Genomic DNA, 24,982 nt, shown 5'->3' on the forward strand with positions numbered 1-24,982 from the left:
GAAAAATACAAAATCGGGTCTCCGATAGGCGATTTCTTGTCGAATCGGTAATCTATCAGCTCAAAGCTCCCATTTTGATCCATTCATGAATATCGATAGTAAATAGCCATGACGATTCCCACTCGATTCGATCACACCGAAGCTGCCGCGAAAATCGCTGATGCCTGGGATGCGGCCGGGTGTGCTCACGCCGAACCGAACCCCAATAAAAAGCCGTTTTCGATCGTCATTCCGCCGCCGAACGTGACCGGAGCACTTCACCTCGGGCACGGGCTGAACAACACCCTTCAAGATATCTTGATCCGTACCAAACGGATGCAGGGATTCGAAGCTCTTTGGATGCCGGGAACCGACCATGCTGGGATTGCGACGCAAGCGGTCGTCGAGCGGCGATTGAAGGAACAAGAGAACAAATCTCGCCACGATCTGGGCCGCGAAGCGCTCGTCAAGCGGATTTGGGATTGGAAGGCCCAATACGAAACCCGAATCTTGGGGCAACTCAAGCGGATGGGATGTTCGTGTGATTGGCAACGGCTTCGATTCACGCTCGATGATGTCTGTGCCGCGGCTGTGCGAGCAACCTTCTTTGATTTGTTCAGTAAGCAGCGGATTTATCGCGGCAAACGTCTGGTGAACTGGGATACATTTCTGCAAACGGCCGTCAGTGACGACGAAGTTTTTAACGAAACAAAGAAGGGGCACTTTTGGCACATTTTCTATCCCGTCGTCGATCCCAAGCCGGGTGAACCGACCCGAATTGAAATTGCGACGACTCGGCCTGAAACGATGCTGGGCGATACAGCGGTTGCCGTCCACCCCGATCCTGAATCGGCCTTCAAGAAAGTGGGGTCAGAGCTTGGGGAAAAACTTGCCGCTGCATCGTCGGGAGAGCAAGAAGAAATTCAAGAGCAAATTGATGCGTTAGAGCAACGGTCTAAGGAAATGCTGCCGCTGCTCGTCCAACTTCGCGATATGGCACTTGATGGTCGCAAATTGTTGCTGCCGCTGGTGGATCGCGAAATACCGCTGATTGCTGACGAGTGGGCCAAGCCTGAAATGGGTACAGGGTGCGTGAAAATCACGCCTGCTCACGACCCGAACGATTACGAAGTTGGCAAACGGGCCGATTTGCAGATGATCAATATTCTGAATCCCGATGGGACGCTCAACAGCGAAGCAGGCACTTACGAAGGTTTGACGATACCAAAGTGCCGAAAGAAGGTCGTTGAAGATTTGGAAAAGCTTGAATTGCTTGGCGATATCGAAGACCGTGAAATTGAACTGCCCCATAGCGATCGCAGTAAGACGCCGATCGAGCCGTACTTGGCGGATCAATGGTTTGTCGCGATGGCGGAATTGGCTCAATCGGCGATGGACGCCGTGACGGATGACCGTGTAAAGATATTCCCCGAGCGGTACCGCAAAGGTTATCTCGATTGGTTAAGCGAAAAACGGGATTGGCCCGTCAGTCGCCAATTGTGGTGGGGCCATCAAATTCCAATCTGGGCCGTTGGCGGAATCACCGAAGCCGAAGCACAGGCGATCGAATCGAAATTGAAGGCATTTCCCGAATACGCATCGGGCAAGATTGCCGAACGCATCGACGCCGAGGATGCGGGGACCTTTGCGATCTTTGTTTGTTTGCGGGACGAGGATGTCAAGCTTGAAACGAAGGTCCAATCGCTCGGGTTGACCCGTGACGCGGATGTTTTGGACACATGGTTCTCGTCCGCTTTATGGCCTCATAGTACCTTGGGGTGGCCCGAAAAGACGCCTGAACTTGAGTATTTTTATCCCACCAGTACGCTGATCACCTCGCGTGACATTATCACGCTATGGGTGGCCCGAATGGTGTTGATGGGACTGAATAATCTTGGTGAAATTCCGTTTAGCGAAGTCTTCATCCATCCGAAAATTTTGGATGGTAACGGCGAAGGAATGAGCAAGAGCAAGGGGAATGGCGTTGATCCGATTGATGTGATCGACAAGTTCGGCCCCGATGCGCTGCGGTTTGGTTTGGCTCGCTTGGCAACCGAGACGCAAGACGTGCGGATGCCAGTTCAATATGAATGCCCGCACTGTGAAAAGCTGATCGATCAAACAAAAAAGAACCAATCGGTACCTGCGGTTGAATGTCCTCAGTGCAAGAAAAGTTTCTCGACTCAGTGGGCGGAATCCGAAGCGGATAAATCACTGCCCAAGGGAGCTGTTGTTAGTGAAAAGTTTGAAACGGCTCGTAACTTTGTCAACAAGCTTTGGAACGCGGCACGCTTTACGCTGATGAACTTTGATGGCTACAAGCCACAATCCATTAACGTCGCCGAATTGCCACTGGAAGATCGTTGGTTACTGAGCCGGTTGTCGACCGTAACTCGTGATGTGACCGAGGCAATCGAGCATTACCATTTTGCCGAAGCGTCGCGAATCCTCTACGACTTTGCCTGGAACGAATTTTGTAGCTTCTATATCGAGATCGCAAAACCGCGATTGTCAGACAATGCTTTGCGAGGCGTCACGCAATCGGTGATCGCGCATGGGCTCGATACACTGCTTCGACTACTGCATCCAATTATGCCGTTTGTGACCGAGTCGATATGGGGATTTCTCAATGATGCGGCGCCCGAGCGTGGTCTTGCAAATCCGGTCAAGGCACCGCGATTTGTGATGACAGCGGATTGGCCCGTTGCTGAAGCGAGTCATTACAACGAATCGATCGAACGACAATTCAATGAGTTCCAAGAAGTGGTCGGGGCGATCCGGCGTATTCGGTCTAGCCAAAACATTGCTCCGAAGGAAGTCGTGCCGGTCGCGATCCGCTGTAGCCAATCGAGTCAATCGCTGCTGGAGCCAATGCGGTCCTATTTTCAAGCACTCACGGGAGCCGACGTTGTCGCTCTTGGCGAACACGCTGCACCATTCGAGATCGATGCCCCGTTGGCTTTGACGAGCCTCGATATCGATGTTCATGTCGATTTGGAGAAGTTCATTGACGTGAATGCAGAATTGTCGCGGCTCGAAAAATTACGCGACCAAGTGGTCAAGCAAATCACGGGCAAGGAACAGAAACTTTCGAACGAGAACTTTGTTGCAAGAGCCCCGGAAGCGGTGGTTCTGAAAGAACGCGAATCCTTGGACGATTTGAAGAAACAACTGCAATCGGTGCAAAGTGATATCGAAAGGCTAAAACAAAAATTGACGTAGTTTTCCCGTGATCGAGTGGTTCGATTACAATAGGCTTGCGTTTGATTTCTGTTGCTTTCCCCGGCTTTTTTACTGTTATCATGCCCATCCCACTAAAGTGCCAATGCGGCAAAACGCTAAAAATTCCTGACAACTTGGCGGGCAAAGCGGTCAAGTGTCCCGGTTGTGCTTCGGTGCTGAAGGTTCCTGCAAGTAGGACAGCCGTCGCGTCGCAACCTGCTCAGCCGGCGGTTGCTGCACCCGCCCCGAATCCACCGGGCGCGATGGATGAGTTGTTCGAAGAAGAAGGGTTCACCCAAACGGTCGAAGCGGTCTGTCCGGCCTGCAGATCCAATATGAAGGCCGGAGCCGTGTTGTGTACCAAATGTGGGTACAACATGGAAACGGGCGGGCGATTGGAGGCTCACAAAACCGTTGGCGTGGATATCGGCCATGGGACGCTTGCGCTCGAAAAAGCGGCCGAAGACATGATACGCACGAAGGACACCCAAGACCGCATGCTTAGCAAAGCCGGTTTGCCATGGTGGATATTGGCTCTAATCTTGGTGCTGTTGGTTGGATCGACCTTAATCGCCGTGATCGCGATCAATGTCGCGAAACGGCAAGATGGCGCGGGCAATTTCAATCCTGTGGCGACTTTCCTTGCATTAGCGGGCGGTGCCTGTTTGACGATTTCAAGCGGGGCTTCAATCATGCTAATCGTCAAAGGGTTTCAGAAGGATGTTGTTACGGGCCTGTTGGTTTGGTTAGCACCTTTCTATGTCTTCTACTTTGTTGCCAAGAATTTCAGCGACACGTGGCGTTTGCTTCTGGTTTCGCTAGTGATGGGAGGCATCGGCGGTGGGTTGCTGGTAGCTGCAATTTCATCAGGGCTCTCGTTTCAGTAGCCTCTGTCGTATCACAATCAACCGTCTCGTGAGCGATCAAATCGTTATTGATAGGTTCGGTAGACAGGCTCTGGCATTTTCTCCGGCCTGCGAATGACCTCTGCTTCAATAATCCGGTCGGGTGGCAGAACGACCTCGTCCTTCTTTTTTTCTTTGTTTTGATCGACTCGCCGTATTTCAGAAAGCAAACCCATTCCCTCGATCACGCGGCCAAACACGGTTTGTTTCTCGCGAACCTCAGGAATCGGCGTGAAAAAGATCGCAAATTGGGTGCTGGCTGTATCAGGTAGAAAACTCCCGTCCTCGCGCGGCAGTTTTGCCATCACCAACGATCCGCGAAACGCATTCCGCGATCCTTCGCGTAGATGCTCGTCGACCAAGAACTTGCCTGAGTTGCCATCGCCTTGTCCCGATTCGTCTCCGGTCAATGCCAATAGGTCATCAAGCACTTGATGGAAATCGATTCCATCGTAGAAACCTTCCTCCACAAGCGAAATAAAGTTTGAAACGGTGGAAGGGGCATCTTCAAGAAACAACTCCACCACGACGTCTCCTTTGGTTGTTCGAAGGCGGACGCGAGGAAGGTTGTTTTTTGCGTCTTCGGCACGACGCTCTTTCTCTTGGGCCCATTGTTTTTCCAGCGTCTCAATCTGGTACGAAAATCGCTTGTCTAGGTCATCGAACGCTTCGCGATTCATGTATTCATACACTTTCTTGGCGATTTCGAATTCCCCGGTGCAAATCGAAGCACGAGAGACGGCTCGGTACAAGAACGTTTGGTTGAAATCTAAGTCCATCAACAACGCCCCCCCCTTCATTGTCAACTCGTCGTAATTGCTGTTCGTGTAGTTGTGTTCCACCATTGTCAACAAATACTGTGCAGCCTCTTGGTCAGGGATCAGAATCAGCATTTCATAGGCAGCCTGATAGAGTTCATCCAACAACTTCCGCGACGCGATGCTGGTTTCGTGAAAACGCTCAAATGCTTCAGGCGACCGATCAGCCTTGTTGGCGTAACGCGTGTAAAGCTCTCGCATGTTCAGGATTGATTCTCGCGTTTTCTCGCGAATATCGTTGTATTTCGCCTTGATCCGTTCTTCCTCCGGAGTCAGTTCCATTTTCGATGGATCAAACGACGGGGGCTGAGCGTCGGCTTGCTCTTGAGGTGCGTCTGGGGTCACTTCCGGTGCAGGCTTCGTTTCTTGTGGCGAAGCAGAGTCCTGTGCCGTCGTCAGAGGCGGAATGGATGCACAAATGCAGAGAAACAGGGCGAGCGGCAAACGCGCGGGGGGAGCGAACATCGAGAAAACCGTTTGATTCAGATAGGCAGAGACGGACTTTGCTATTCCTTACAGCCTGACCGAGGGTCTGGTTCACGAACTTATCGAGGAATGCAGCTTATCGAATAATGCAGCTCAAAAACACGGAGAAAAAAACGAACCGAGCCCCCGATAGAACCCTTGACGAAGCCGTTTGTCAGGGTTTGTCAAACCCTCCGCTGGACCCAACAAGGCCTCTGCTGGGCTCAAACAGAAAGTATTTGGACAAAACTTTTTGCCGACGTGCCAAAACAGGCAAAAACTTCGAAATAGAGGTGGAAGTGAACCTTTCGCAAAACTCGTTCGTCCGCTAATCTGTGCGGACGAAAGAGGAGTTGGCGTTCACCAGACGTTTCCTTTCTTCTTTGCACCGGAATCAAACTCCGGGCAACCCATCCGGGGCGTAGCTCAGCCTGGCTAGAGCGCCTGCTTTGGGAGCAGGAGGTCGCATGTTCGAATCATGTCGCCCCGATAAATGAAAACCCCGTAAATAGAAATGTTTGCGGGGTTTTTTCGTGTTGTTAGCACGGTGTTTTGTGAATTCTTGGCGAGAGTCGTTCGCTGATCCCTTTGATGTCTTGGGGGGATTCTGCTCACTCTGGAAGGCTGTTTCTGAAATCCCCAATTACTCCACCATGCCCTTACTGAGTTCGCCCCCCTAACGATCACAAATGAGGCGGCCTGGAGATCGCTGGGAGGCTCAGCACTGTCTGCATTTCCCATATCGCATTGGAGTGTCCCCCAAAGTTGACGCACGGTGTTGAGAGTGGCGATTGGGTATGAGATGGATCAAGATGATGGTGGTTGGGAAGCGGGGCGGAAAAGGCCGACGCCTCAACAACGGGCTCGCTTTCGACTGATCTGCTCCGACTCAAAATCGACTTGCCGATCTGAAATCGAAGAGTCCGCAGCTTGAAAAACGGAGAAGGCTCGAAGGCCACCGTCGCGGCATTACAATTGGCAAGTCGCCTCAGGGCTTCAGGAAAACAAGAAACTCTTGATATGGCAGCAGACCAGGTTTGTCTTGCTTTAGGACAAATCCAGCTTCCTTGCAGAGGCGGAGTATTTCCTGTTTGTGAACCTTGATCGCCTCCGGTGGCCCCTCTGGTAGCTCCCCTTTTCGGAAGTCGATGAGGACGAGCTTTGCTCCACGCTGCATTTCCGAGTGAAGTGTCTTGAGCCACTCTTGTTTTTCGCGAACATGGAGCAACACATCGCAAACGAAGACACAATCGGCATCGCTCGGCAACCCAGGATCATCCGATTTTCCAACCTGTGCTCGGATGTTTGGCCATTCTCCGGTCAGCACCTTTCTGTGGATGTGGCGAACCATCTCGGGCTGATTGTCGATGGCGATCACCTTGCCTTGCGGCACAGCCTTCGATAATCGAAAAGTAAAGTAGCCTGAACCACATCCCAGATCCACGACCGTTTCGGTTCCCTTGAATTCCAACGCTTCAACAACGGCTTTCGGTTTCTGCCATTCTGCACGATCGGAACGCTCAAGGAACTTGATGTAATCCGCGACTTCTTCGAATGGTTTCAACTTCGTCTTGTCGATTCCTGCCTTGCTAAGCGGACATTCGATCGGAGGAAGTGCTTGCGTGCCATCGGCAGCCCGAACGCCGGAGCAGCTCACAAGAAACGTGAGCATCACAATGAGATTCGCTGCCGGCACCATGCCCCAGCACCAGACCGGCCGCAACAATGTCGTCAGCCTCCTTGAAATTCGCGTTATCTGATTTCGCATTTCTGGCTATTCCTGATCATGCTAATGCCTGAATCCCATCACTTTTGCGCTTCGGCGTCTAAGACTTTGCCGAAGTGAAACGCCCCCGTGTCACGTTTCGATGCGAGCGGAGACCCGGCAAAGGATCGGCTCCTGTGTAGAGTCAATCCTAAGAAGGTGTTTTCGTCGGAGCGGTTTGCGAAATGGGTCGACTGTGCCCTTGCTTGATAAGCGTGTCAAGTTCCTCTTTCATTTGCCGGGCAATTTCGGGATGCTCATCAATTACGTTTTTCGTTTCCATGGGATCGGTTTGCAGATCAAACAGTTGGAACGGTTCGATGGCGGAGTTCTTCATGTGAAGCTCCACGTTGTACGTATTCTTTGCACCGTAGCGATGCAGTTTCCAGTTTCCAACGCGGAATCCGAAATTGCCTTTCACGCCATTGTCTTGCTGGATCAAATGAGGCCGGCCGACTGCACCGGGTTTTCCCAACAGAGCGTCACTGACATCGAAGCTGTCTCGACAGGCTTCGTCGTTTGGAAGGGGAACTCCGACGAGCGAACTCAAGCTGGCGGCCAGATCGATTGTGCAAACGATTTGGTCCGAGACGGCTGGTTGAACCTTGCCGGGCCAACGAACGATCAGTGGCGTTCGAGTGCCTGCTTCGTAAACGTTGTACTTTCCGCCACGAAATGGCCCAGCAGGTTTGTGGTCACCAAGCTTCTCGACCGCTTCGTCTTTGTAGCCATCATCGAGCACAGGGCCATTATCGCTGCAAAAAACAATCAGTGTATTATCGGCAATTTGAAGTCGATCCAACGCGTCGGTCAATTCACCGACGCACCAATCGAGTTGGGCGATCGAATCACCACGCAGACCTAAAGATGTCGTTCCTTGAAAACGTTCGTGCGGCATTCGTGGAACATGGAGGTCATGCGACGAGAAAAAGAGAAAGAACGGTTCATCACGGTTCTGTTCAATCCATTTAACCGAATCATTGACCCACCGGTCGGCTAATTCTTCGTCGCGAAAACGAGCGGCATGGCCTCCGGTGTAGTAACCGATGCGCCCGATCCCATTATGGATGGAGTGATTGTGTCCGTGCGACCAATCGAGTCTCAGCGTACTGCGATGCGATACCCCCGTAGGATGATCTTCAGTGGGTTTCTTGTTTCCAACCCAAAGCGGGTCGGAGCTGTCGAGGTTTTCGACCCGGTGATCGTTGACATAAACTTGAGGAACTCGGTCGTTTGTCGTTGGCAATAGAAGGCAATGATCAAACCCAATTTCCAGCGGCCCGGGCTTCAAGTCACCGTTCCAATTTGGCTGCCCCTCGCCCAAGCCAAGATGCCATTTTCCGATCACCGCTGTGTTGTAGCCTGCCGATTGCAGCAGCGAAGGCAATGTGACGGTTCCGGCGGGGATGAGCGTTGGACTGTTCGGTGGTGCAATGCCAGTTCCCTGTTTGCGAAACGCATAAGTTCCAGTCAATAAGGAGTAGCGAGTCGGTGTGCATGTGGAGGCGGAGCAATAGCCACTGGTAAAACGAATCCCCTCGTTCGCTAAGCGATCGATATTGGGAGTCGTGATTGCCTTTGCGCCGTAACACGAAACGTCACCGTATCCCAAATCGTCAGCCATGATGACAATGATGTTAGGACGATCGTTGGAGCCGGCCTGTAGCGTTGATGCAGGAAGCAGACTTAGCAGCATAAGCAACGCAATGATGGACACACCAAGTGTTGTCATGCCCAGTGGCGAAGCGTATTGCAATCGCCGCGGACACCGGTTCCGATTCATTGAATGCGCGGAATTGTGATGTAACTGTAGCATGGTGATCCTCGGAGGTCGTTTCAAAAAACTATCATCAAAAAGCAAATAGGATGGTTGCCTTACGTTTCATTGATGCAAACAAGCCCCGATGTTTGCCGAGAGAGTTAACCTGAGCCGAGTACTCTCTCGATGCGATCCGCTGCATCTTTCAGGTGGCTGCGCATCGCTTCGCTTGCTTCCTTAGGTTTGCGCGCCAAAATCGCATCAAGGACTTTCTGGTGTACAGGAACGGATGCGAGATTTTCTACTGGCTGACGGTTCGTAACTTCCAAACTTGCTTCGAGCGACACACTGATCACATTGGCAACCGGCGCAAAGAAGGGGTTTCCCGTTGCATGTAGAATTTCGGTGTGGAATCGGGTATCCGCCAAGTGAAAAGCTTCGACACTGCCGGCTCCCCTTGCCATCTCCTCCCAAGCCTCTTGGATCAATGCCCGTTCGTCGTCGCTAGCACGCTCCGCTGCAAGCGCTGCTGCGGTAGGTTCGATCGCCTGTCGGAACTCCGTGAGATAGCGAAGCAGTTGGCCATTCACATCCGATTGTGATTGCCATTCCAGCACTTCCGGATCGAGATAGTTCCAAACCCGAGCGGGGCGGACAATCGTTCCTCGCTTGGCTCGAGATTCCACTAGCCCCTTGGCCGCTAACGACTTGATCGCTTCGCGGACCACGGTTCGGCTAACGCCCATTTCTTCGCAAAGCGTTGTCTCTTGAGGCAGCGGTTCGCCGGGTTTCACCTCGCCTGCCAGAATCCGTGATCCTAGATCGTGAACGACCTGACCGCATAGATTTCGGGGGGTTCGGATGCTTGCCATGTTCGTCCTAATCATAATCGGCCCTTTACGTAAGTGTTATTGTAATACACTAGTCTGGGGGCCCCGTTTTGTCTATCTCGAGCGAAACGATCTCAGATGGATATGAAGTGAGTATGTATCAAACACGCCACGCCTCACGAGTGTTTCGGTATAACTCCATCTTCCGAGAAGACTCGACCCTATTGTTGATCTGCCACCACTATAGCCGTCACACTCACTTGCTGGAATCCTATTCGAAAGTGGGTAGTCTCTTCGCCGAGCGGGCCATCTTCGCCGAGCGGGCCATCTTCGCTGAGCGGCCAATGTCTGTTTCGTCTCCGTTGTTCTTTTACACCACAACTCGAGTCGCGCATGTCGTTCACGGACCAAGCGGTTGATGAATGCGAGATCGTCTCCATTTGCCACTTTTGTCTCGGCGTCATTTGTCGATCAACACGCACTTTGGGAGAGCGTTTCGAATCCTTACTGTGACCTTTCGTGCATTTGACCGGAATATTGGTTTGCGGTGAGACTGTCAACCGCAACGAGTCCAACATGGTTTTTATTGGCGCGAAGGGTTCGTTGCTTCGTCCGCCACAGCCAACACGTCCACCTTGGCAAGCACCGAATCAAAAGTTGGCAAAGCATGGGGGGCTCCACCGAAAATCATGGACAAGATCATCATGGACAAGATCACCGTGCAAAAATGCCATGCTAAAAAGCCAAGCTCAATCCATTTGGTTTTCGCCAAATTTGTTGTCAGAGGTTAGGCGGTTCGATTCTTTCCATCGATTCGAATTTCGTTTGATGCGAGGGTTGTGTGTCGATTTGTCGGATCGACGCGTGCTCGAGTGTTTTGGCATCGGAAAATGCGTCTGCCAGTAGGTCATTTGGAAGGATGCCGGCATGTGTTTAGATCTCTCTTAATTGCCATTTTTTGCTCGTCACCGGATCGCCCACTTCGCCTCACTCACGAGGGATCAATACCCCCCGCCTACCCCTGGGCGTAGTGCTCGTGGCTACGAAAGTTCGTGAAAATCCGAAAAATAGGCTCTTCTCTATTGACCGGAGGCCAGCTTGTCGTACAATAAGGTTGTTGGCAATGTGCGGCGTCGTCTATGAGGTTTTTTTCAAGACGACAGCTAATCCAAGAGTTGATGGAGCTTTTCTTTGCCGTCATTCGGTTGCTAGTGAGTCCTTGTCATATATCTGTAAATGTGAAAGTCCGGCTGTTCTTGGAAGGGCCGTCGTGTCGCGTGCGTCGTTTTGCTGCGTCAGCATCATGTTCGCATGATCAATCAATCAATTAGTTTTTTTTCTGCTCCTATTACAGGGAATCTTTCATGCGAATTATGCGAATGCTAATTCTCCTCGCGTTAGTGGTTCCGGTGCTTCCGGGCTGCGGCGATTCAACTGAACCCACGGTCACTACGACAACCGATGAGTTGCAGCAGTTCATTGCGGATAACCCAGAGCTGAATGTGACGGAAGAGGATTTTGCCGGTCAAGGAATGGGGCCAGCGAAGGGTGAATCGCAAGGGGAGTAGTTTCAAGTATCAGGCTGTGGCTTTCTCTGGTGCGTCTCAGTGTTGTGTCAGTGGTTCGCAGTCATTGATGAGTGTTCTAAGGATGGTGGCCTTTATGTTTGGCTGCCTTATTTACTTTTTTGAAATGTTGGAGAGATAGATGGAAATGATTCGACGCAAACGCGCTTTTACGTTGGTGGAATTGTTGGTGGTGATCGCCATCATCGGTGTATTGGTTGGGTTGCTGCTGCCCGCCGTTCAAGCAGCACGTGAGGCGGCTCGGCGGATGAGCTGTAGCAATAATTTCAAGCAGATTGGCTTGGCTATTCACAACTACCACAGTGCCTATAGCCAAATGCCCAGGCATGGCACCGGAACCACCGGGACGACTTTGGTCGACGGCCAGTCCACGTCATGGGCGGGTGCATCTTGGGGCCCTCCAGGGCATAACCGATTTGAATTGAGTGCTTTGGTGGGGTTGACTCCATTTATTGAGCAACAAGCTTTGTGGGAGCAGATCTCCAATCCTTTGGCATCGCCCCAGAATCCTACCTCCATATTTTCAGCAATGGGACCTAATCCAGGGCGAAACCTGGCGAGTCACGCGAACAATCGTTACGACCCTTGGTTAACCAATATTCCGTCGTTTCGTTGCCCTAGTGATCCTGGCGTTGGGCTTCCTGCTCAAGGGCGTACTAATTACGCCGTCTGCCTTGGTGATTCCATGACACGCAGTAACATGGGAGTTTATTGGCACAATGGGGCCACCAACTCCCAAATGTACGAAATGGCAAGAGAGTCCAATCGAGGTGTGTTCCAACCTAGGCAAAAGTCGAGGTTCCGCGACATCCTTGATGGTCTCTCCAACACGATCTGCATGGGCGAAATCGCTACAGACCTAGGTGACCACGACGCTCGTACCGAGGCTGCTAAGAACCCAAATACATCGGATTCTTGGAGCCATTCGAAAGCTGGTAACGCAATTGCATGCCAGTCCGTCAAAGATCCTCTTCGTCCACAATTCTGGGCGACATCGGGTCCTAACCCTGCGAGCTTGACTTCGCCGGTTGAAGAGCGTCGCGGATATTGCTGGGCACGGTTCACACCGATCTTTACCGGCATGCTTACGATCCTTCCGCCTAATAGGGAAGTCTGCAATTCGTCGCCAAATCAACCGCAATGGCTCGCCACTGGGGAGTCGACCGCGCCGCCAAGTAGTCGTCACCAAGGTGGTTGTCATGTCTTGATGACCGATGGTGCAGTGAAGTTTATCACTGACTCGATCGAAGCAGGTAACCAAAACAGCGCCCAAGTGCGCCGCGGTGGTCCTTACGTGACACCAGGTTCGCAGAGTCCCTTCGGGCTCTGGGGATCACTCGGAACGCGTGCTTCAAAGGAAACGGTTAGCGACGAAATCTAAGCTTGGTCATCGCAGGCTTGAGAGTTGACAGATGGGGCCTCATTCCTTGGTTAGGAATGGGGCCCTTTTTTGTTCCTTAGAGGTTGGTTTGAGGGTGCCAGTTGGTATTCCCTAGTCATACCTCGTTGGGCTGCGGCGATTTAGAAGATGCGGTTTCGTCGCAACAGGTCAATTTCCATGTCTTGTTAGTTGACTATCAACGCGATTTCAGGTATTACAATATGGCAAGCTGGCCGCATGTATGGCATGGAATACTTGTGGTTGGAACAGCGTATTGGCTGGATGCTAAAAGCTTGGAACACATTTTGGCTTTTGGCGGGATGCGATACACCGCTCATATGGGGTTGTGTATGGTGGCGTGCCGACTCACCTTTGCAGGATTACGCTGCGTGTTGCAATGTGGATGCTGTTTGTCGGCGAGGACGCACTCTGGAAATTGTATTGGAGACGCTAGGTTATGAATGAGTTCTTATTTCCTCTATTGCTGGTGTTGCTGGCCAGCGTCTTTCAGGGCACGTTTGGGTTGGGCATGAAGTATGTCAAGCCGCTTGCTTGGGAGGCTTGGTGGATTGTTCATGCGACGGTCGCAATGGTGATCTTCCCGTTGATTTGGGCTTTGATGGTGGTGCCCGATCTTGGTGCCGTGATCGCTTCGGCGCCGACCAATGAACTCATCACTGGTGCGCTGCTCGGTTTTGTTTGGGGAGTTGGCGGCATCATGTTTGGGGTCTCGGTTGGCTACATTGGTATGTCGTTGACCTACGGCATCGTGATGGGGCTTTGCTCGATCGCCGGTGCTCTGATTCCGCTGTTCTTGCGGTACGATTCAGTGAACCCCGATAGTCTGCCTTATCTCTATACAGGGTTGGCTTTGTTGGCAATCGCGGTGGTGATTGTGACGATTGCTGGATTGCAACGTGATAAGAAGTTGGCTGAAGGGAACGCGAACATTGAAGGAATCAAAAAGGGCAAGGCGTTTCGTATTGGGCTCGTGATTGCCTCGCTTAGCGGCATTCTATCGGCGATGCTTGCTGTTGGTTTTGACAACACATCGGAAATCGGCAAGCTGGCAGAAGAAGCCGGTGCGTTGCCACGCAATACGGCTTTGGCGCGTTGGATCGTTGTGCTCGCCGGTGCCTATCTGATGAATGCTGGCTACGCAATCTTCTTGCTGATTAAGAACAAGTCGTTTGGTTCATTCAAAACTCCTGGCATGTTCTCGGCACTTAAATGGTCGATTATTGCTGGTTTGCTGTGGTTTGCCGCTCTGGGTACGTACGGTCAAGGCGTGGCGTTGATGGGTGACATCGGCACGATGATTTGTTGGCCAGTGATGTTGGGGCTTTCGTTAATCGTTAGTAATATCGCTGCGTTGATTACGGGGGAGTGGAAAGGAATGCAAGGTCCGCTCAAGCTGATGGCTCTCGGAGTCTTGGTGATCATCATCGCGACCGTGGTCATGGCTTATGCCTCGACGCTGAAGGCAGATGAACAGTTGGTTCCGGATCGTGTTTCGGTCGTCGCTCCGCTGCACGAGGGCTTTTTGGCTTAGCTGCTATCTGGCTTGGTTTTTTTAGGCTCATGCCGATCGTTTTTATTGGAGTGATTCTCTGCGTCACGATGCTCAAAGAAATATTCAAACCGGATGGGTGATCCCTCCGCAAATTAGGTTTTTGATTCTCATCTAATCTTTCACACAGCAAAATAACTATGAAAATTAAATGCATTCGAACGCATCATCTGCGTGACCACCTTGAGGTTCCGTTTGGTTTTTCTCAGTGGTTTTATGACACTCGCAATACGCTTTGGGTTGAAATTGTCGCAGAGGACGGTACGACGGGGTGGGGCGAGTGCTATGGTCCCGCTGAGGTCTACCAAGCTGCGATCACAAGTTTCTATGCTCCACGCTTGTTGGGTAAAGATGCGTTGGCAACCGATGTCTTGTGGCACTTGATGTGGCGAGCTTCCCTCGATTTCGCCCGTGGCGGTGTCATGATGGGCGCAATGTCCGGTATTGATATGGCATTGTGGGATCTTCGCGGCAAGGTTTTGGGCCAGTCCGTTTCGGAATTGATGGGAGGCCGCTATATCGATGAAGTCCCTTGCTATGCCACCGGTATGTATTTCAAAGAAATGCCAGAATCGGACCTGATCGCATCGATAGTCGATGAGGCAGCCGGTTACCAACAACAAGGTTTCACGGCCTTGAAGATCAAGGTTGGTAAGAACTTGTCGTTCGATATCCGTCAAGTCGAAGCGATGCGCAAGGCGCTTCCGAACATGACCATGATGGCCGACTCGAATCACGCCTACGATTTGCCCGAAGCGATTCAGATCGGGCACGTGTTGAGCGAACATGATTTCGGATGGTTTGAAGAACCGTTGTCGCCTGAGTTTGAAAACCAGTTTCGCCAGTTACAGGACAAGGTCGACATCCCGATCGCCACCGGCGAATGCGAGCAGACGCGGTACGGATTCCAGCGACTCCTTTCGACGGGTGGCGTTCAAATCGCGCAACCTGACTTGGCGTATTGTGGCGGGCCTTCCGAGGCGTTAAAGATTCGCAATGTGGCGTCGTCAATGGGGATCAACGTTGTGCCGCATTGTTGGGGTACAATGCTCAACTTGGCCGCAGCGACTCACTTCCTCGCTTCGGGCTATCGTGAGCCGGGTCGTAAAGAAGTTGCTCCTCCGCTGCTGGAATACGATCGTACGCCAAACGCGCTGCGAGATCAGTTGTTTGAAGTCCCCGTGGTGGTGAAAGATGGCATTGCTCAAGTCCCCACCGGACCGGGACTCGGTGTTACCGTCAATAAGGCTGCGATGAAGTCATTTGAAATTCGGGAAACGGAAGTCAAGGATCCAATACATGTTGGCCTCGCTCCTGCCGGCTACGTGGCTAGTGTTGCTAGTCACTAGAGCATTTTTAAGTTGGATGTACGCTAAGCCCCGTCCGGGCATTGCGGCGCCGGGGCACACCCTGGCCTAATTGGCCCCACGTCCATTACTTGGCCCCACGTCCATGATGAAAAAGCGTTAGCGAACTGCCCTGCTTGAAAGCCAATCCCTGTTTTTTCGGTCGATACAAATTTCAGGTCGATACCAAGCAACCTAACCATCACGTACAGCGGTCGAAACCTAAACACTCCCAACAGTCCATCAAGGTGAAACGATGAGCGACAAAAAATTTGCAATGTTAATCAACGGTCAATTGGTCAAGACAGAGAAAACGTTTTCGGTGATCAATCCGGCAACCGAAGAGGTGATTGCCGAGGTTCCCGAGGTGGATGCCGCCTCGATTCAATTGTCGCTTTCATCCGCCAAGGATGCGTTTGAGACTTGGTCGCGCATGCCTTTGTCGCAACGTCAGACGATGATCTTGAAGTACGCCGATCTGCTTGAGGAAAATCGTAACGAGATTGTCGATTTATTGATTGCCGAAACCGGCAAACCTATTGGCAACGCCGATTATGACTTTGGCATGCTCACAACGTGTCTACGGTTCTTCTGCGAAGAAGCGGCTCGCATTGACCAACCGGTGATTCCCGACCCGGACGGGCGTTTCCTGCATTACATTCAACGTCAACCGCTCGGCGTCGTGGTTGGATATTTGGCGTGGAATTTTCCGCTGCTAAACCTTGGGTACAAACTTGGGCCTGTTTTGGCGTCGGGCTGTACGGCAATCATTAAGCCATCGCAACTGACGCCGCTCGCCACTCTCCGATGTGCCGAGTTGCTTGTCGAGGCGGGCGTGCCGGGTGGCGTCGTGAATGTGATTAGCGGTACCGATTACGACGTGACGGGACCGTTGTTAGAAAGCGACATTCCATCGATGTTTACCATGATCGGCTCGACCCGCGCCGGTGTCGGCGCGATGAAGTCTGCTTGCACAAACGTAAAGCACTTCTCAGTGGAACTTGGCGGAAATGCACCGGTGGTGGTTTACGACGATGCGGATGTGGAGGCGGCGGCAGCCAGTGTCGTGGGGCTGAAATTTGCCAATACCGGTCAGGTCTGTGTTTCGCCTAATCGATGTTTCGTTCACGAGAAGGTCTACGACGCGTTCATTGCTGCGGCTAAAAAGAACGCGGCCGATATCATCTTGGGAGCCGGTCGAGGAGAAGGCAATTTGATGGGGCCAATGCTGACTGCGAAAGATCGCGATCGCATGTTGGAGTTGATTCAGTCCGCTGAGAAAGAGGGTGCGACGGTTGAATGCGGGGGCAAGGTTCCCAGCCAGCCTAGCAAAGGCTACTTCATGGAGCCGACAATCCTCAGTAACGTCAAGCGAACCATGCGTTTGTCATGCGACGAAATCTTTGGGCCTGTGTTACCAGTGATTCGTTTTTCCGATGATGACGACGTGATTGCGATGGCAAACGATACCGAGTATGGACTTGCCGCCTACGTTTACACGACGAATCTGTCACGTGGCCTCCGTGCTGCTGCGGATATTGATGCAGGGAGTGTCTGTGTCAATGAAGTTCATTATGCAGTGCAGTTGCCTCATGGCGGCGTCAAGCAAAGTGGCGTCGGCAAAGACTGCTCGCGTTACAGCCTGACGGAATACCTGACGCTCAAACGAGTTTCGATATTGATCGACAAGTAAAAACGTCGTTTGGCATTGTCCACCGAATTGTTTACCTAAGTTCTTTAGGTAGGGGCTGGCTCCTAGGGACTTTTTTCGGTGAACCGGTTACCTAGCCATCACTCAATCGGTCGTACGAACCGGCCCTGTATTTTATTGCTCGCCAGAAGCCTATCCCTATTTACCTCTCGGTCCTAAACTCGCGTCGAGTTTTCAGACCAAATCAACCAAGAAAACCCAGGAGCCAGAACGTGAAATATCCATTTAGCCATATCGGAATTCCCACGACGGATGAAAAAAATTGGGATGGATTTTATGAGCCTGGAAAAATTCACTACACCGATTTCACAAAAGATGAATATGGTGTTGAATGGATTAAGTTCGACTCAGACACTCCGATGCCGGAAATGATGCAAAAACTTCCGCACGTTGCCTATCTCGTTGACAACATTGAAGAAGCGGTAGAGGGGAAAGAGATTCTCGTTGAGACGTTTTCTCCGGGTGAAGGCGTCCGCGTGGCTTTCATTATTCACAATGGCTCGCCCGTCGAATTCATGGAAGTGAAAGAATAGAAACGATGTTTCCCAATGAAATTTTAGAGCGATTGGAAAACACCGGCGTGGTCGCTGGGTTTTCTGTCGAGAGGGTCGAACACGCAGTCCCTTTGACGAAGGCATTGCTGGCCGGGGGCATCGAGGCGATCGAATTGACGCTGCGTACTCCCGCCGGGATGGAGGCACTGAAGGCTGTTTGTGCAGAAGTGCCTGAAATGTTGATTGGGGTCGGTACGATCCTGACACCTGAAACCGTTGCCGACGTCAAATCCGCCGGAGCCCATTTCGGTGTGGCTCCGGGGCTAAATTCGCGTGTGGTTTGTGCTGCAAAGGAAGTGGGTTTGCCGTTTGCACCGGGGATTGTTACGCCATCGGATCTCGAAACCGCGATTGAGCTTGGTTGCCGATTCGTAAAATTCTTTCCAGCAGAAGCTTCCGGTGGAATCCCATATCTGCGCAGTATGGCCGCCCCCTACAAACATTTGGGGATTCAATACTTCCCGCTGGGTGGACTGAATGCGGATAATATGTTGGATTATTTGAAAGAGCCCAACGTATCGGCTATCGGCGGATCGTGGATCGTTAAACAAGAACTAGTCAATAACGAGGATTGGGCTGGCATTGCCGCCCGTGCGGCAGACGTTATCAAAGCATCGAAGAAAGGTTCGAAAGAATGAGTCAAGTCGTAGTTACTTTTGGTGAAATCATGGGTCGTATGGCGGCCCCCGCAAATCTTCGCCTTCGCCAAACACGTGAATTCGAAGTCACCTATGCCGGGGCGGAAGCCAGTGTCGCGGCGTCGATCTGTAATTTTGGCGGCACCGCTCGTTATGTGACGGCGTTGCCAAAGCATGCCTTGGCTGATGCAACAATCGATTCGGTCCGTGCGATGGGCATCGACACGCAATATGTGTTGCGTACCGATGATGGTCGGCTTGGACTGTACTTTTTAGAAACAGGTGCCAACCAACGACCCAGTAACGTGATTTACGATCGCGCCGACTCGGCTGTTTCGATCACCCCAGCGGACCAATATAACTGGGATGCCATTTTTGACGGTGCCCAGTGGTTGCATCTCAGTGGGATTACTCCGGCGCTGTCAAAGAGTGCTGCGGAAGCCACTTTGGTGGCCGCGCAAAAAGCGAAAGCCGCCGGGGCAAAGGTGTCGATCGATTTGAATTTTCGCGGAAAACTATGGAAGTGGGATGACTCCAAATCGGCACGTGAACTAGCACAAGAAACGATGCGCACGATTTTGCCGTTTATTGATGTGGTGATTGCCAACGAAGAAGATTGCCATGATGTTCTTGGAATCCAGGCTGGTGACACCGATGTTCATGCTGGGACGCTGGATACGTCGCGTTATCCGGATGTGGCACGTCAAGTCGTGAAACAGTTTCCAAACATTAGTAAGGTAGCCATCACACTGCGCGAGAGTCATTCAGCGACGCACAACAATTGGGGCGCGATGCTATATGACGCGGTTTCTGACCGTTCGGCTTTTGCGCCACTCGATCAGCAAGGTAATTATCAACCTTACGAGATCAAGAACATTGTTGACCGTGTCGGTGGCGGCGATTCCTTTGCCGGTGGTCTGATCTTTGCCTTGACCACACCGGAATTGAATGCTCCACAAACCGCTGCGAACTTTGCGGTTGCCGCCTCCTGTTTGAAACACTCGATCAAAGGTGATTTCAATTATACGACGCGAAGTGAAGCGGAAGCTCTTATGGGCGGGTCTGCCTCAGGGCGTGTCGTACGTTAGCAAATTCGCCAGCCAAGAATCCAATACACCGGGAATCCAATACACCGGGAATCCAATACACCGGGAATCAAATACACCTGAGATTTCCTTGGCACGATGGCGGTTTTCGAAAATGGATGGAATCGGTCTCGTTTGGGCACCAACCCTGCATGACTTTAAACCGAAAGAAGCCACAGAGCTTGACACCGATCGGCCCTTACTGAGGCAACCCCATTCAATGAATGCCACAACGAAACTGCTAACGATCTTTTGCGTCCTTGCCCCATTGGGCACGAATGCTGTTTTCGCAGCCCCCCTGCGTCCGAATATTGTTGTCGTCATGTGCGACGATCTCGGTTATTCGGATGTCGGTTTTAATGGAGCCACCGACATCCGCACGCCCGAGTTGGATGCGCTCGCAAAAAGTGGAACCATCTGTACTTCCGCCTACGTGCCGCATCCTTTCTGTGGTCCTAGTCGTATGGGGCTGATGTCGGGACGCTATCCGCATGAGTTTGGCGCCCCGTTTAATCTTCCCAATAGTGGTCATGGAATCGAGGAGTACAACAAGCAAGGTATCGACATCAATGAAACATTGATTAGCACGGTTCTTCAAGACGCTGGCTATTACACCGGAGCAATTGGGAAATGGCACATGGGGATTACTCAGCCGTTTCATCCCAACACACGAGGCTTCGACGACTTCTATGGTTTCCTCGGTGGAGGTCACTCGTATTTTCCGGAAAAGTATAGGCCGATTTACGAACGCCAACGTCGTGCTGGGAATCCGAATATCAACGAGTACTCGTTGCCGCTGGAACACAACGGTGAGGAAGTCAACGAGACACAATACATCACGGATGCTCTTTCGCGTGAAGCAGTGCGTTTTGTGAACGACGCGGCAAAGAAAGATCAACCGTTCTTCCTGTTTCTTGCCTACAACGCTCCGCATACACCTCTTGAAGCGAAAGAGGACGATTTGAAGGAGTATGCGGATGTCAAGGACGAAAAACGTCGTACTTATGCAGCCATGGTGCATGCGGTCGACCGTGGTGTGGGGGAGGTCGTCGAGTCTTTGAAGAGTAACCATGAATTTGATGACACGTTGATTATCTTTCTCAGTGACAACGGAGGGAAAACTTCAGCCGGAGCCACCAACCGACCGCTTGCTCAGGGAAAAGGGAGCGTCTACGAAGGTGGATATCGCGTTCCAATGTTTTTCCACTGGCCCGGTCATGTTCCGGCTGGGAAGCGTTTTAAGTATCCCGTTTCTTCGCTCGATTTCTATCCCACTTTCGCAGGTCTTGGCGGCGGAACCATCCCGGCAGGGAAGCATCTCGACGGGAAAGATATTTGGAACGATTTTTTGGCAGCCCAGAACCCACGTAAGGGCGACATGATTTTTGTGGTACGTCATCGTGCTGGTTTTAGCGATGCTAGTGCGAGACAAGATCGCTGGAAAGTGTTGCGTGATGCAAATGGACCTTGGAAACTGTTCAATATCGAAGACGATGTGAGTGAGCAACACGATTTGAGTGCTCAAAATCCTGAACTACTCCATTCGATGGTGGCCAAGATGGAAAAGTGGAGTCGAAGTCATATCGAGCCGCGTTGGCACCATGAGCGTCAGGCAAAGGATCAATGGGACGAAACCGGAATGCCGCACTTCGACCAGACATTTAGCATCGATCCGTCTGAGGCGACACCAGTTGAAGTATCGGAGATGAAACCGTTGAAGAAGGGGGATTCCACCCGCGATGACTTTGTCGAACGTGAACGGGAAAAATGGGAAAAGAACGGTTGGAATTGGGATCATGTCAAAGTCGACAAAATGTTCGACAGCATCGATGCAAATAAAGATGGTGTTGCATCAGGTGAGGAAAAGAAGGCCTATTGGGCAAAAATGGCAACCGAAAACTAGGCGAGGCGTTCTTGTCGGGGCCGCCCATCACGGGCGACGGGGATCGACCGCGATCCGGTGTAGCGATTCGAGAGTCTTCTCTGTGCTGGTAGCACTTTAAGTCGTCTGACTTTCTCTGCTAGCGAATTATCCAATAAAGACGCAGCCTTTGCGGGTATCATGTGAAGTCACATTTGAGCGGCGGCGTTACCGATTGCCTCTCAATATTGGTCTTGTCGCTCAAGTGTTGCCGCAATCATTAGGATGGATCACCTATGGAATATCGCACGTTAGGTGCAACGGGGCTGAAGGTTTCCGTGTTGGGGTATGGTGGTTCAGCGTTGAGTTCCTTCTACGATGGATTTGACGAAGACCGTGGGATTCGAGCTGTTCGCCAGGCGTTAGACCTAGGGATCAACTTGTTGGATACATCGCCTTTCTACGGTTTCACGTCGGCTGAGACCGTACTTGGAAAATCGCTGCGCGGCGTATCGCGAGACGAGTACCTGCTGTCCACGAAAGTGGGACGCTATGGTTTTGAACAATCCGATTGTGACTATTCTGCAAAACGTGTTTCCGCCAGCATTGATGAAAGTCTCGCTCGACTGGGCGTCGATTTTGTTGACTTCATCCAAGTACACGATGCTGAATTCGCCGACATAGACCAATTGGTCACCGAAACGATTCCTGCTCTGTATCGCGCACGCGACGCGGGCAAAGTTCGATTCGTCGGTGTCACCGGTTTGCCAATTCAGAGATTCCGGGAAATACTTGACCGCGCTAACGTCGATCAGATTCAGTCCTATTGCCACTGTTGTTTAAACGATACGGCGTTACTTGATCTTTTGCCTCCGCTACAAGAGCGGCGCATTGCGATTTTTAATGCAGCGCCGTTTGCGATGCGGTTATTGAATGCGGGTACGCTTCCGGATTGGCATCCTGCTCCACAGCAATTGCGAATCAAATGTGCCGAGGCGGCTCAATATTGCGCGGAAAAGGGAAGCGATCTTGCCAAAATAGCCCTGCAGTATTCCGTGTCTCACACCGAAATTCCGACCACGATCGTTGGGACTGCGAATCCGGATAGGGTCATAAGCTATGTGAGACACATCAATGATACGTTGGATACCGAACTGCTATCGGGAGTGTTGGAAATTCTTGAACCGGTTCACAACCTAACTTGGCAAACGGTCGATGCTTGATCATGTTTTGCAACGGAGAATTAGCCCATGTGGCAAAACGACAAAGAACTCTTTGAATTAATGTGCGGTAAGCTCTACACGCCCGTGGTGGGAGATATCCTCGACAGTCTGGGCTGCTACCACCAATTCTTGCCACGCGAGATCCAACCGTTGGCGTTGGAGATGAAAATTGCTGGTCGCGCCATGCCGGTGCTTACTTGTGATATTCATGGTGAACAGGAAAGACCGTTCGGATTGATGACCGAGGCGCTTGATCAGATCGAACCAGGCGAGGTGTATCTCAGCGGTGGCAGTATGAACTCGGCTCTATGGGGCGAGATTTTGACGGCCACCGCACGCATGCGAGGTGGTGTTGGGGCTGTGGTGGATGGGCCACATCGAGACACGCCGCGCGTGTTGGAACAGAATTGGCCGGTGTTTAGCCGGGGCAGGTTTGCACAAGATTCCCGGGTACGAACTTATGTCCAAAATTACCGAATCCCGATTGAAATTGGTAACGTGTGGATCGAACCGGGGGACCTTGTTTTCGGCGATCTTGACGGCGTTGTCATCGTGCCTCGTAAACACGAAACGGAAGTCGTTGAGAAGGCACTAGAGAAAGCGTCCGCCGAGAACCTCGTTCGCAAAGAGATCGAGAACGGGATGAGTTCCACCGAGGCCTTTAAAAAGTACGGTGTCCTTTAACTCATGCGGATGACAGGATCAGGAATGAAGACATCTAACAATCGAGCGTTTGTAATCAACGTAGCCGACAACGTAGCGACGGCGCTAAGTGATCTCAGGCCCGGCGAATGTGTCTTGGTTGGCGATGCTGTGCATGAATCTGCTCAAGTACGCGGCGACATACGAAGCGGGCATAAATTTGCATTAGTGGATCTGAAGGTGGGTGACGCAATCATCAAGTACGGCGTGGCAATCGGATATGCGAGTGTCGCGATTGAGTGTGGCATATGGGTGCATCTCCACAACGTTCAGAGCCAGTTCGACGAACGGTCGGGGACACTCGACGGTGAAACAGGGGCTCCAACCGAGGGGAATGTCTATGTCTAATTCGCAAAATTTGACAACGGCATCGACCATCCGGTCGTGGCAAGGCTATTTGCGGTCCGATGGTCGCAAAGGCGTCCGCAATCTGGTCTTGGTGATTTATACGGTTGAGTGTGCAAGTTTCGTTGCACAAGCGATCGCGAAAGACGAGCCGGACGTACACGTGATTGGCTTTCCTGGTTGTTACGATAATGCCTATGCCATTCGTTTGATGCTTTCCCTGGCAAGGCATCCGAACGTTGGTGCCGTTCTATCGGTTGGTTTGGGGTGTGAGTACACGCAGCCACACAAGATTGCTGAAGTCGTTCGCGAATCGGGGCGGCCTGCGGAGGGCTTCTTTATTCAGGACATCGGTGGGACGACGACAAGTACGGAGCATGGTAAACAGATTGTGAATCGGTTGCGGCAGGAAATCGAATCCGTGCCGCGCGTTTCGATGCAGCTTTCTGACTTGACCATTGGATGTGAATGCGGTGGCAGCGATGCAACATCCGGCTTGGTTGGTAATCCCGTTGTCGGTCGCGCGTTTGATCGATTGGTCGAACAAGGTGGCACGGCGGTTTTTGAAGAAGTCGTCGAGTTGATTGGGCTCAAGGAAATACTCGCAAATCGAGCCAAGGATGCGGACGTCAGGAAGACGATCGAGGCAACTTACGACAAAGCAATGAGCTATTGCCAACAAGTCCAACAGTGGTCGACTTCGCCCGGGAATTTTGCCGGTGGTTTGACCACAATCGAGGAGAAGAGTCTTGGGGCATTCGCCAAAAGTGGTTCTCGACCGATCGAGGGTGTCATCAAGGTTTCCGAACAACCTGATCACGCTGGGTTGTGGCTACTCGATTCCGTCCCTGATCCTCATTTTATGCAACACGGCTACACCAACGCGAACGACAGTGAAGGTATTCTCGATTTGATCGCGACCGGCGCGCAGATTGTTTTGTTTGTAACGGGGCGAGGTTCCGTTATCGGATGCCCCGTTGCTCCTTTGATTAAGATCACTGGCAACACACAGACCTACGAGAAACTACGCGAGGATATGGACTTCAACGCAGGTCGTGTTTTGCAAGATGAGCTGACGCTTGATGATGCCGCCGATGAGCTTCTGCAACTGATCTCGCAAGTTGCTTCGGGTAAGCCATCCAAGCCCGAAGCATTGGGGCACCGAGAGTTCTTTATTCCTTACAAGCACCAAGACACCCCGCCACTGACAATTGGTTGTCGCAGCTAACATTGCCAC

At 51.8% G+C, this 24,982-nt stretch carries 20 protein-coding genes and 1 tRNA gene; 16 read left to right on the forward strand and 5 right to left on the reverse strand.

Annotation, left to right across the window (positions count from 1 at the left end):
* The first annotated feature begins 108 nt into the window (after window positions 1–108).
* Both CA13_RS23490 and CA13_RS23495 read left to right on the forward strand, forming a co-directional pair.
* On the forward strand, window positions 109–3,201 hold the full coding sequence (locus tag CA13_RS23490) for a valine--tRNA ligase (RefSeq protein WP_146400839.1): 3,093 nt from the start codon (window positions 109–111) through the stop codon (window positions 3,199–3,201).
* 80 nt (window positions 3,202–3,281) lie between these two features.
* The gene (locus CA13_RS23495; protein WP_146400841.1) at window positions 3,282–4,088 is read left to right on the forward strand and encodes a hypothetical protein; all 807 of its coding nucleotides are present in this window, start codon (window positions 3,282–3,284) and stop codon (window positions 4,086–4,088) included.
* A gap of 44 nt (window positions 4,089–4,132) precedes the next feature.
* Here CA13_RS23495 and CA13_RS23500 read toward each other — a convergent pair whose 3' ends face one another.
* On the reverse strand, window positions 4,133–5,389 hold the full coding sequence (locus tag CA13_RS23500; RefSeq protein ID WP_146400843.1) for a peptidylprolyl isomerase: 1,257 nt from the start codon (window positions 5,387–5,389) through the stop codon (window positions 4,133–4,135).
* A 415-nt stretch (window positions 5,390–5,804) separates the two neighbouring features.
* Here CA13_RS23500 and CA13_RS23505 point away from each other — a divergent pair.
* Window positions 5,805–5,879: transfer RNA gene (locus CA13_RS23505), tRNA-Pro, on the forward strand.
* Window positions 5,880–6,377: 498 nt separating this feature from the next.
* On the opposite strand, the gene CA13_RS23510 is transcribed toward CA13_RS23505, so the two are convergent.
* The 4 genes from CA13_RS23510 to CA13_RS35540 form a co-directional block, all read right to left on the reverse strand.
* A complete protein-coding gene (locus CA13_RS23510; RefSeq protein WP_146400844.1) occupies window positions 6,378–7,157 on the reverse strand; it encodes a class I SAM-dependent methyltransferase in 780 nt (259 codons plus the stop codon).
* A gap of 148 nt (window positions 7,158–7,305) precedes the next feature.
* Window positions 7,306–8,886: a sulfatase family protein gene (locus tag CA13_RS23515; RefSeq protein ID WP_146403850.1), complete on the reverse strand. Its 1,581-nt coding sequence runs from the start codon at window positions 8,884–8,886 to the stop codon at window positions 7,306–7,308.
* Window positions 8,887–9,074: 188 nt separating this feature from the next.
* On the reverse strand, window positions 9,075–9,800 hold the full coding sequence (locus CA13_RS23520; RefSeq protein ID WP_419194732.1) for a FadR/GntR family transcriptional regulator: 726 nt from the start codon (window positions 9,798–9,800) through the stop codon (window positions 9,075–9,077).
* Window positions 9,801–10,326: 526 nt separating this feature from the next.
* Window positions 10,327–10,449, reverse strand: coding sequence for a hypothetical protein (locus CA13_RS35540; RefSeq protein ID WP_419194733.1), 123 nt, complete (start codon window positions 10,447–10,449; stop codon window positions 10,327–10,329).
* Between the two features lie 658 nt (window positions 10,450–11,107).
* On the opposite strand from CA13_RS35540, the gene CA13_RS23525 reads away from it, so the two are divergent.
* The 13 genes from CA13_RS23525 (at window position 11,108) to CA13_RS23585 (ending at window position 24,973) form a co-directional block, all read left to right on the forward strand.
* Window positions 11,108–11,311 carry a hypothetical protein gene (locus CA13_RS23525; RefSeq protein ID WP_146400846.1) on the forward strand — a complete coding sequence of 68 codons (204 nt, stop codon included), beginning with the start codon at window positions 11,108–11,110 and terminating at the stop codon, window positions 11,309–11,311.
* A gap of 139 nt (window positions 11,312–11,450) precedes the next feature.
* Window positions 11,451–12,710 carry a DUF1559 domain-containing protein gene (locus tag CA13_RS23530; RefSeq protein ID WP_146400848.1) on the forward strand — a complete coding sequence of 420 codons (1,260 nt, stop codon included), beginning with the start codon at window positions 11,451–11,453 and terminating at the stop codon, window positions 12,708–12,710.
* A gap of 457 nt (window positions 12,711–13,167) precedes the next feature.
* A complete protein-coding gene (locus CA13_RS23535; protein ID WP_146400850.1) occupies window positions 13,168–14,262 on the forward strand; it encodes an L-rhamnose/proton symporter RhaT in 1,095 nt (364 codons plus the stop codon).
* A gap of 158 nt (window positions 14,263–14,420) precedes the next feature.
* Window positions 14,421–15,629: a mandelate racemase/muconate lactonizing enzyme family protein gene (locus CA13_RS23540; protein WP_146400852.1), complete on the forward strand. Its 1,209-nt coding sequence runs from the start codon at window positions 14,421–14,423 to the stop codon at window positions 15,627–15,629.
* 253 nt (window positions 15,630–15,882) lie between these two features.
* Entirely contained in the window at window positions 15,883–17,319 is a 1,437-nt protein-coding gene (locus CA13_RS23545; RefSeq protein ID WP_146400854.1) for an aldehyde dehydrogenase family protein, read from the forward strand.
* A 230-nt stretch (window positions 17,320–17,549) separates the two neighbouring features.
* Window positions 17,550–17,870 (forward strand): VOC family protein, encoded by a 321-nt coding sequence (locus tag CA13_RS23550; RefSeq protein ID WP_146400856.1) that lies wholly within the window; start codon window positions 17,550–17,552, stop codon window positions 17,868–17,870.
* A 5-nt stretch (window positions 17,871–17,875) separates the two neighbouring features.
* On the forward strand, window positions 17,876–18,529 hold the full coding sequence (gene eda / locus CA13_RS23555; protein WP_146400858.1) for a bifunctional 4-hydroxy-2-oxoglutarate aldolase/2-dehydro-3-deoxy-phosphogluconate aldolase: 654 nt from the start codon (window positions 17,876–17,878) through the stop codon (window positions 18,527–18,529).
* Window positions 18,526–19,617, forward strand: a complete 1,092-nt coding sequence (locus tag CA13_RS23560) for a sugar kinase (protein ID WP_146400860.1) — start codon at window positions 18,526–18,528, stop codon at window positions 19,615–19,617. Before eda ends, CA13_RS23560 begins: the two co-directional genes overlap by 4 nt.
* A 217-nt stretch (window positions 19,618–19,834) precedes the next feature.
* Entirely contained in the window at window positions 19,835–21,517 is a 1,683-nt protein-coding gene (locus tag CA13_RS23565) for a sulfatase-like hydrolase/transferase (RefSeq protein ID WP_146400862.1), read from the forward strand.
* 254 nt (window positions 21,518–21,771) lie between these two features.
* On the forward strand, window positions 21,772–22,698 hold the full coding sequence (locus CA13_RS23570; RefSeq protein WP_146400864.1) for an aldo/keto reductase: 927 nt from the start codon (window positions 21,772–21,774) through the stop codon (window positions 22,696–22,698).
* Window positions 22,699–22,725: 27 nt separating this feature from the next.
* Window positions 22,726–23,382 carry an RraA family protein gene (locus CA13_RS23575; RefSeq protein ID WP_146400866.1) on the forward strand — a complete coding sequence of 219 codons (657 nt, stop codon included), beginning with the start codon at window positions 22,726–22,728 and terminating at the stop codon, window positions 23,380–23,382.
* Window positions 23,383–23,406: 24 nt separating this feature from the next.
* Window positions 23,407–23,748 carry a UxaA family hydrolase gene (locus CA13_RS23580; RefSeq protein WP_146400868.1) on the forward strand — a complete coding sequence of 114 codons (342 nt, stop codon included), beginning with the start codon at window positions 23,407–23,409 and terminating at the stop codon, window positions 23,746–23,748.
* Entirely contained in the window at window positions 23,741–24,973 is a 1,233-nt protein-coding gene (locus CA13_RS23585; protein WP_146400870.1) for a UxaA family hydrolase, read from the forward strand. The genes CA13_RS23580 and CA13_RS23585 overlap by 8 nt, the downstream gene beginning before the upstream one ends.
* The last annotated feature ends 9 nt before the right edge of the window (window positions 24,974–24,982 follow it).

The organism is Novipirellula herctigrandis (genome assembly GCA_007859835.1).
Classification (GTDB): domain Bacteria; phylum Planctomycetota; class Planctomycetia; order Pirellulales; family Pirellulaceae; genus Novipirellula_A; species Novipirellula_A herctigrandis.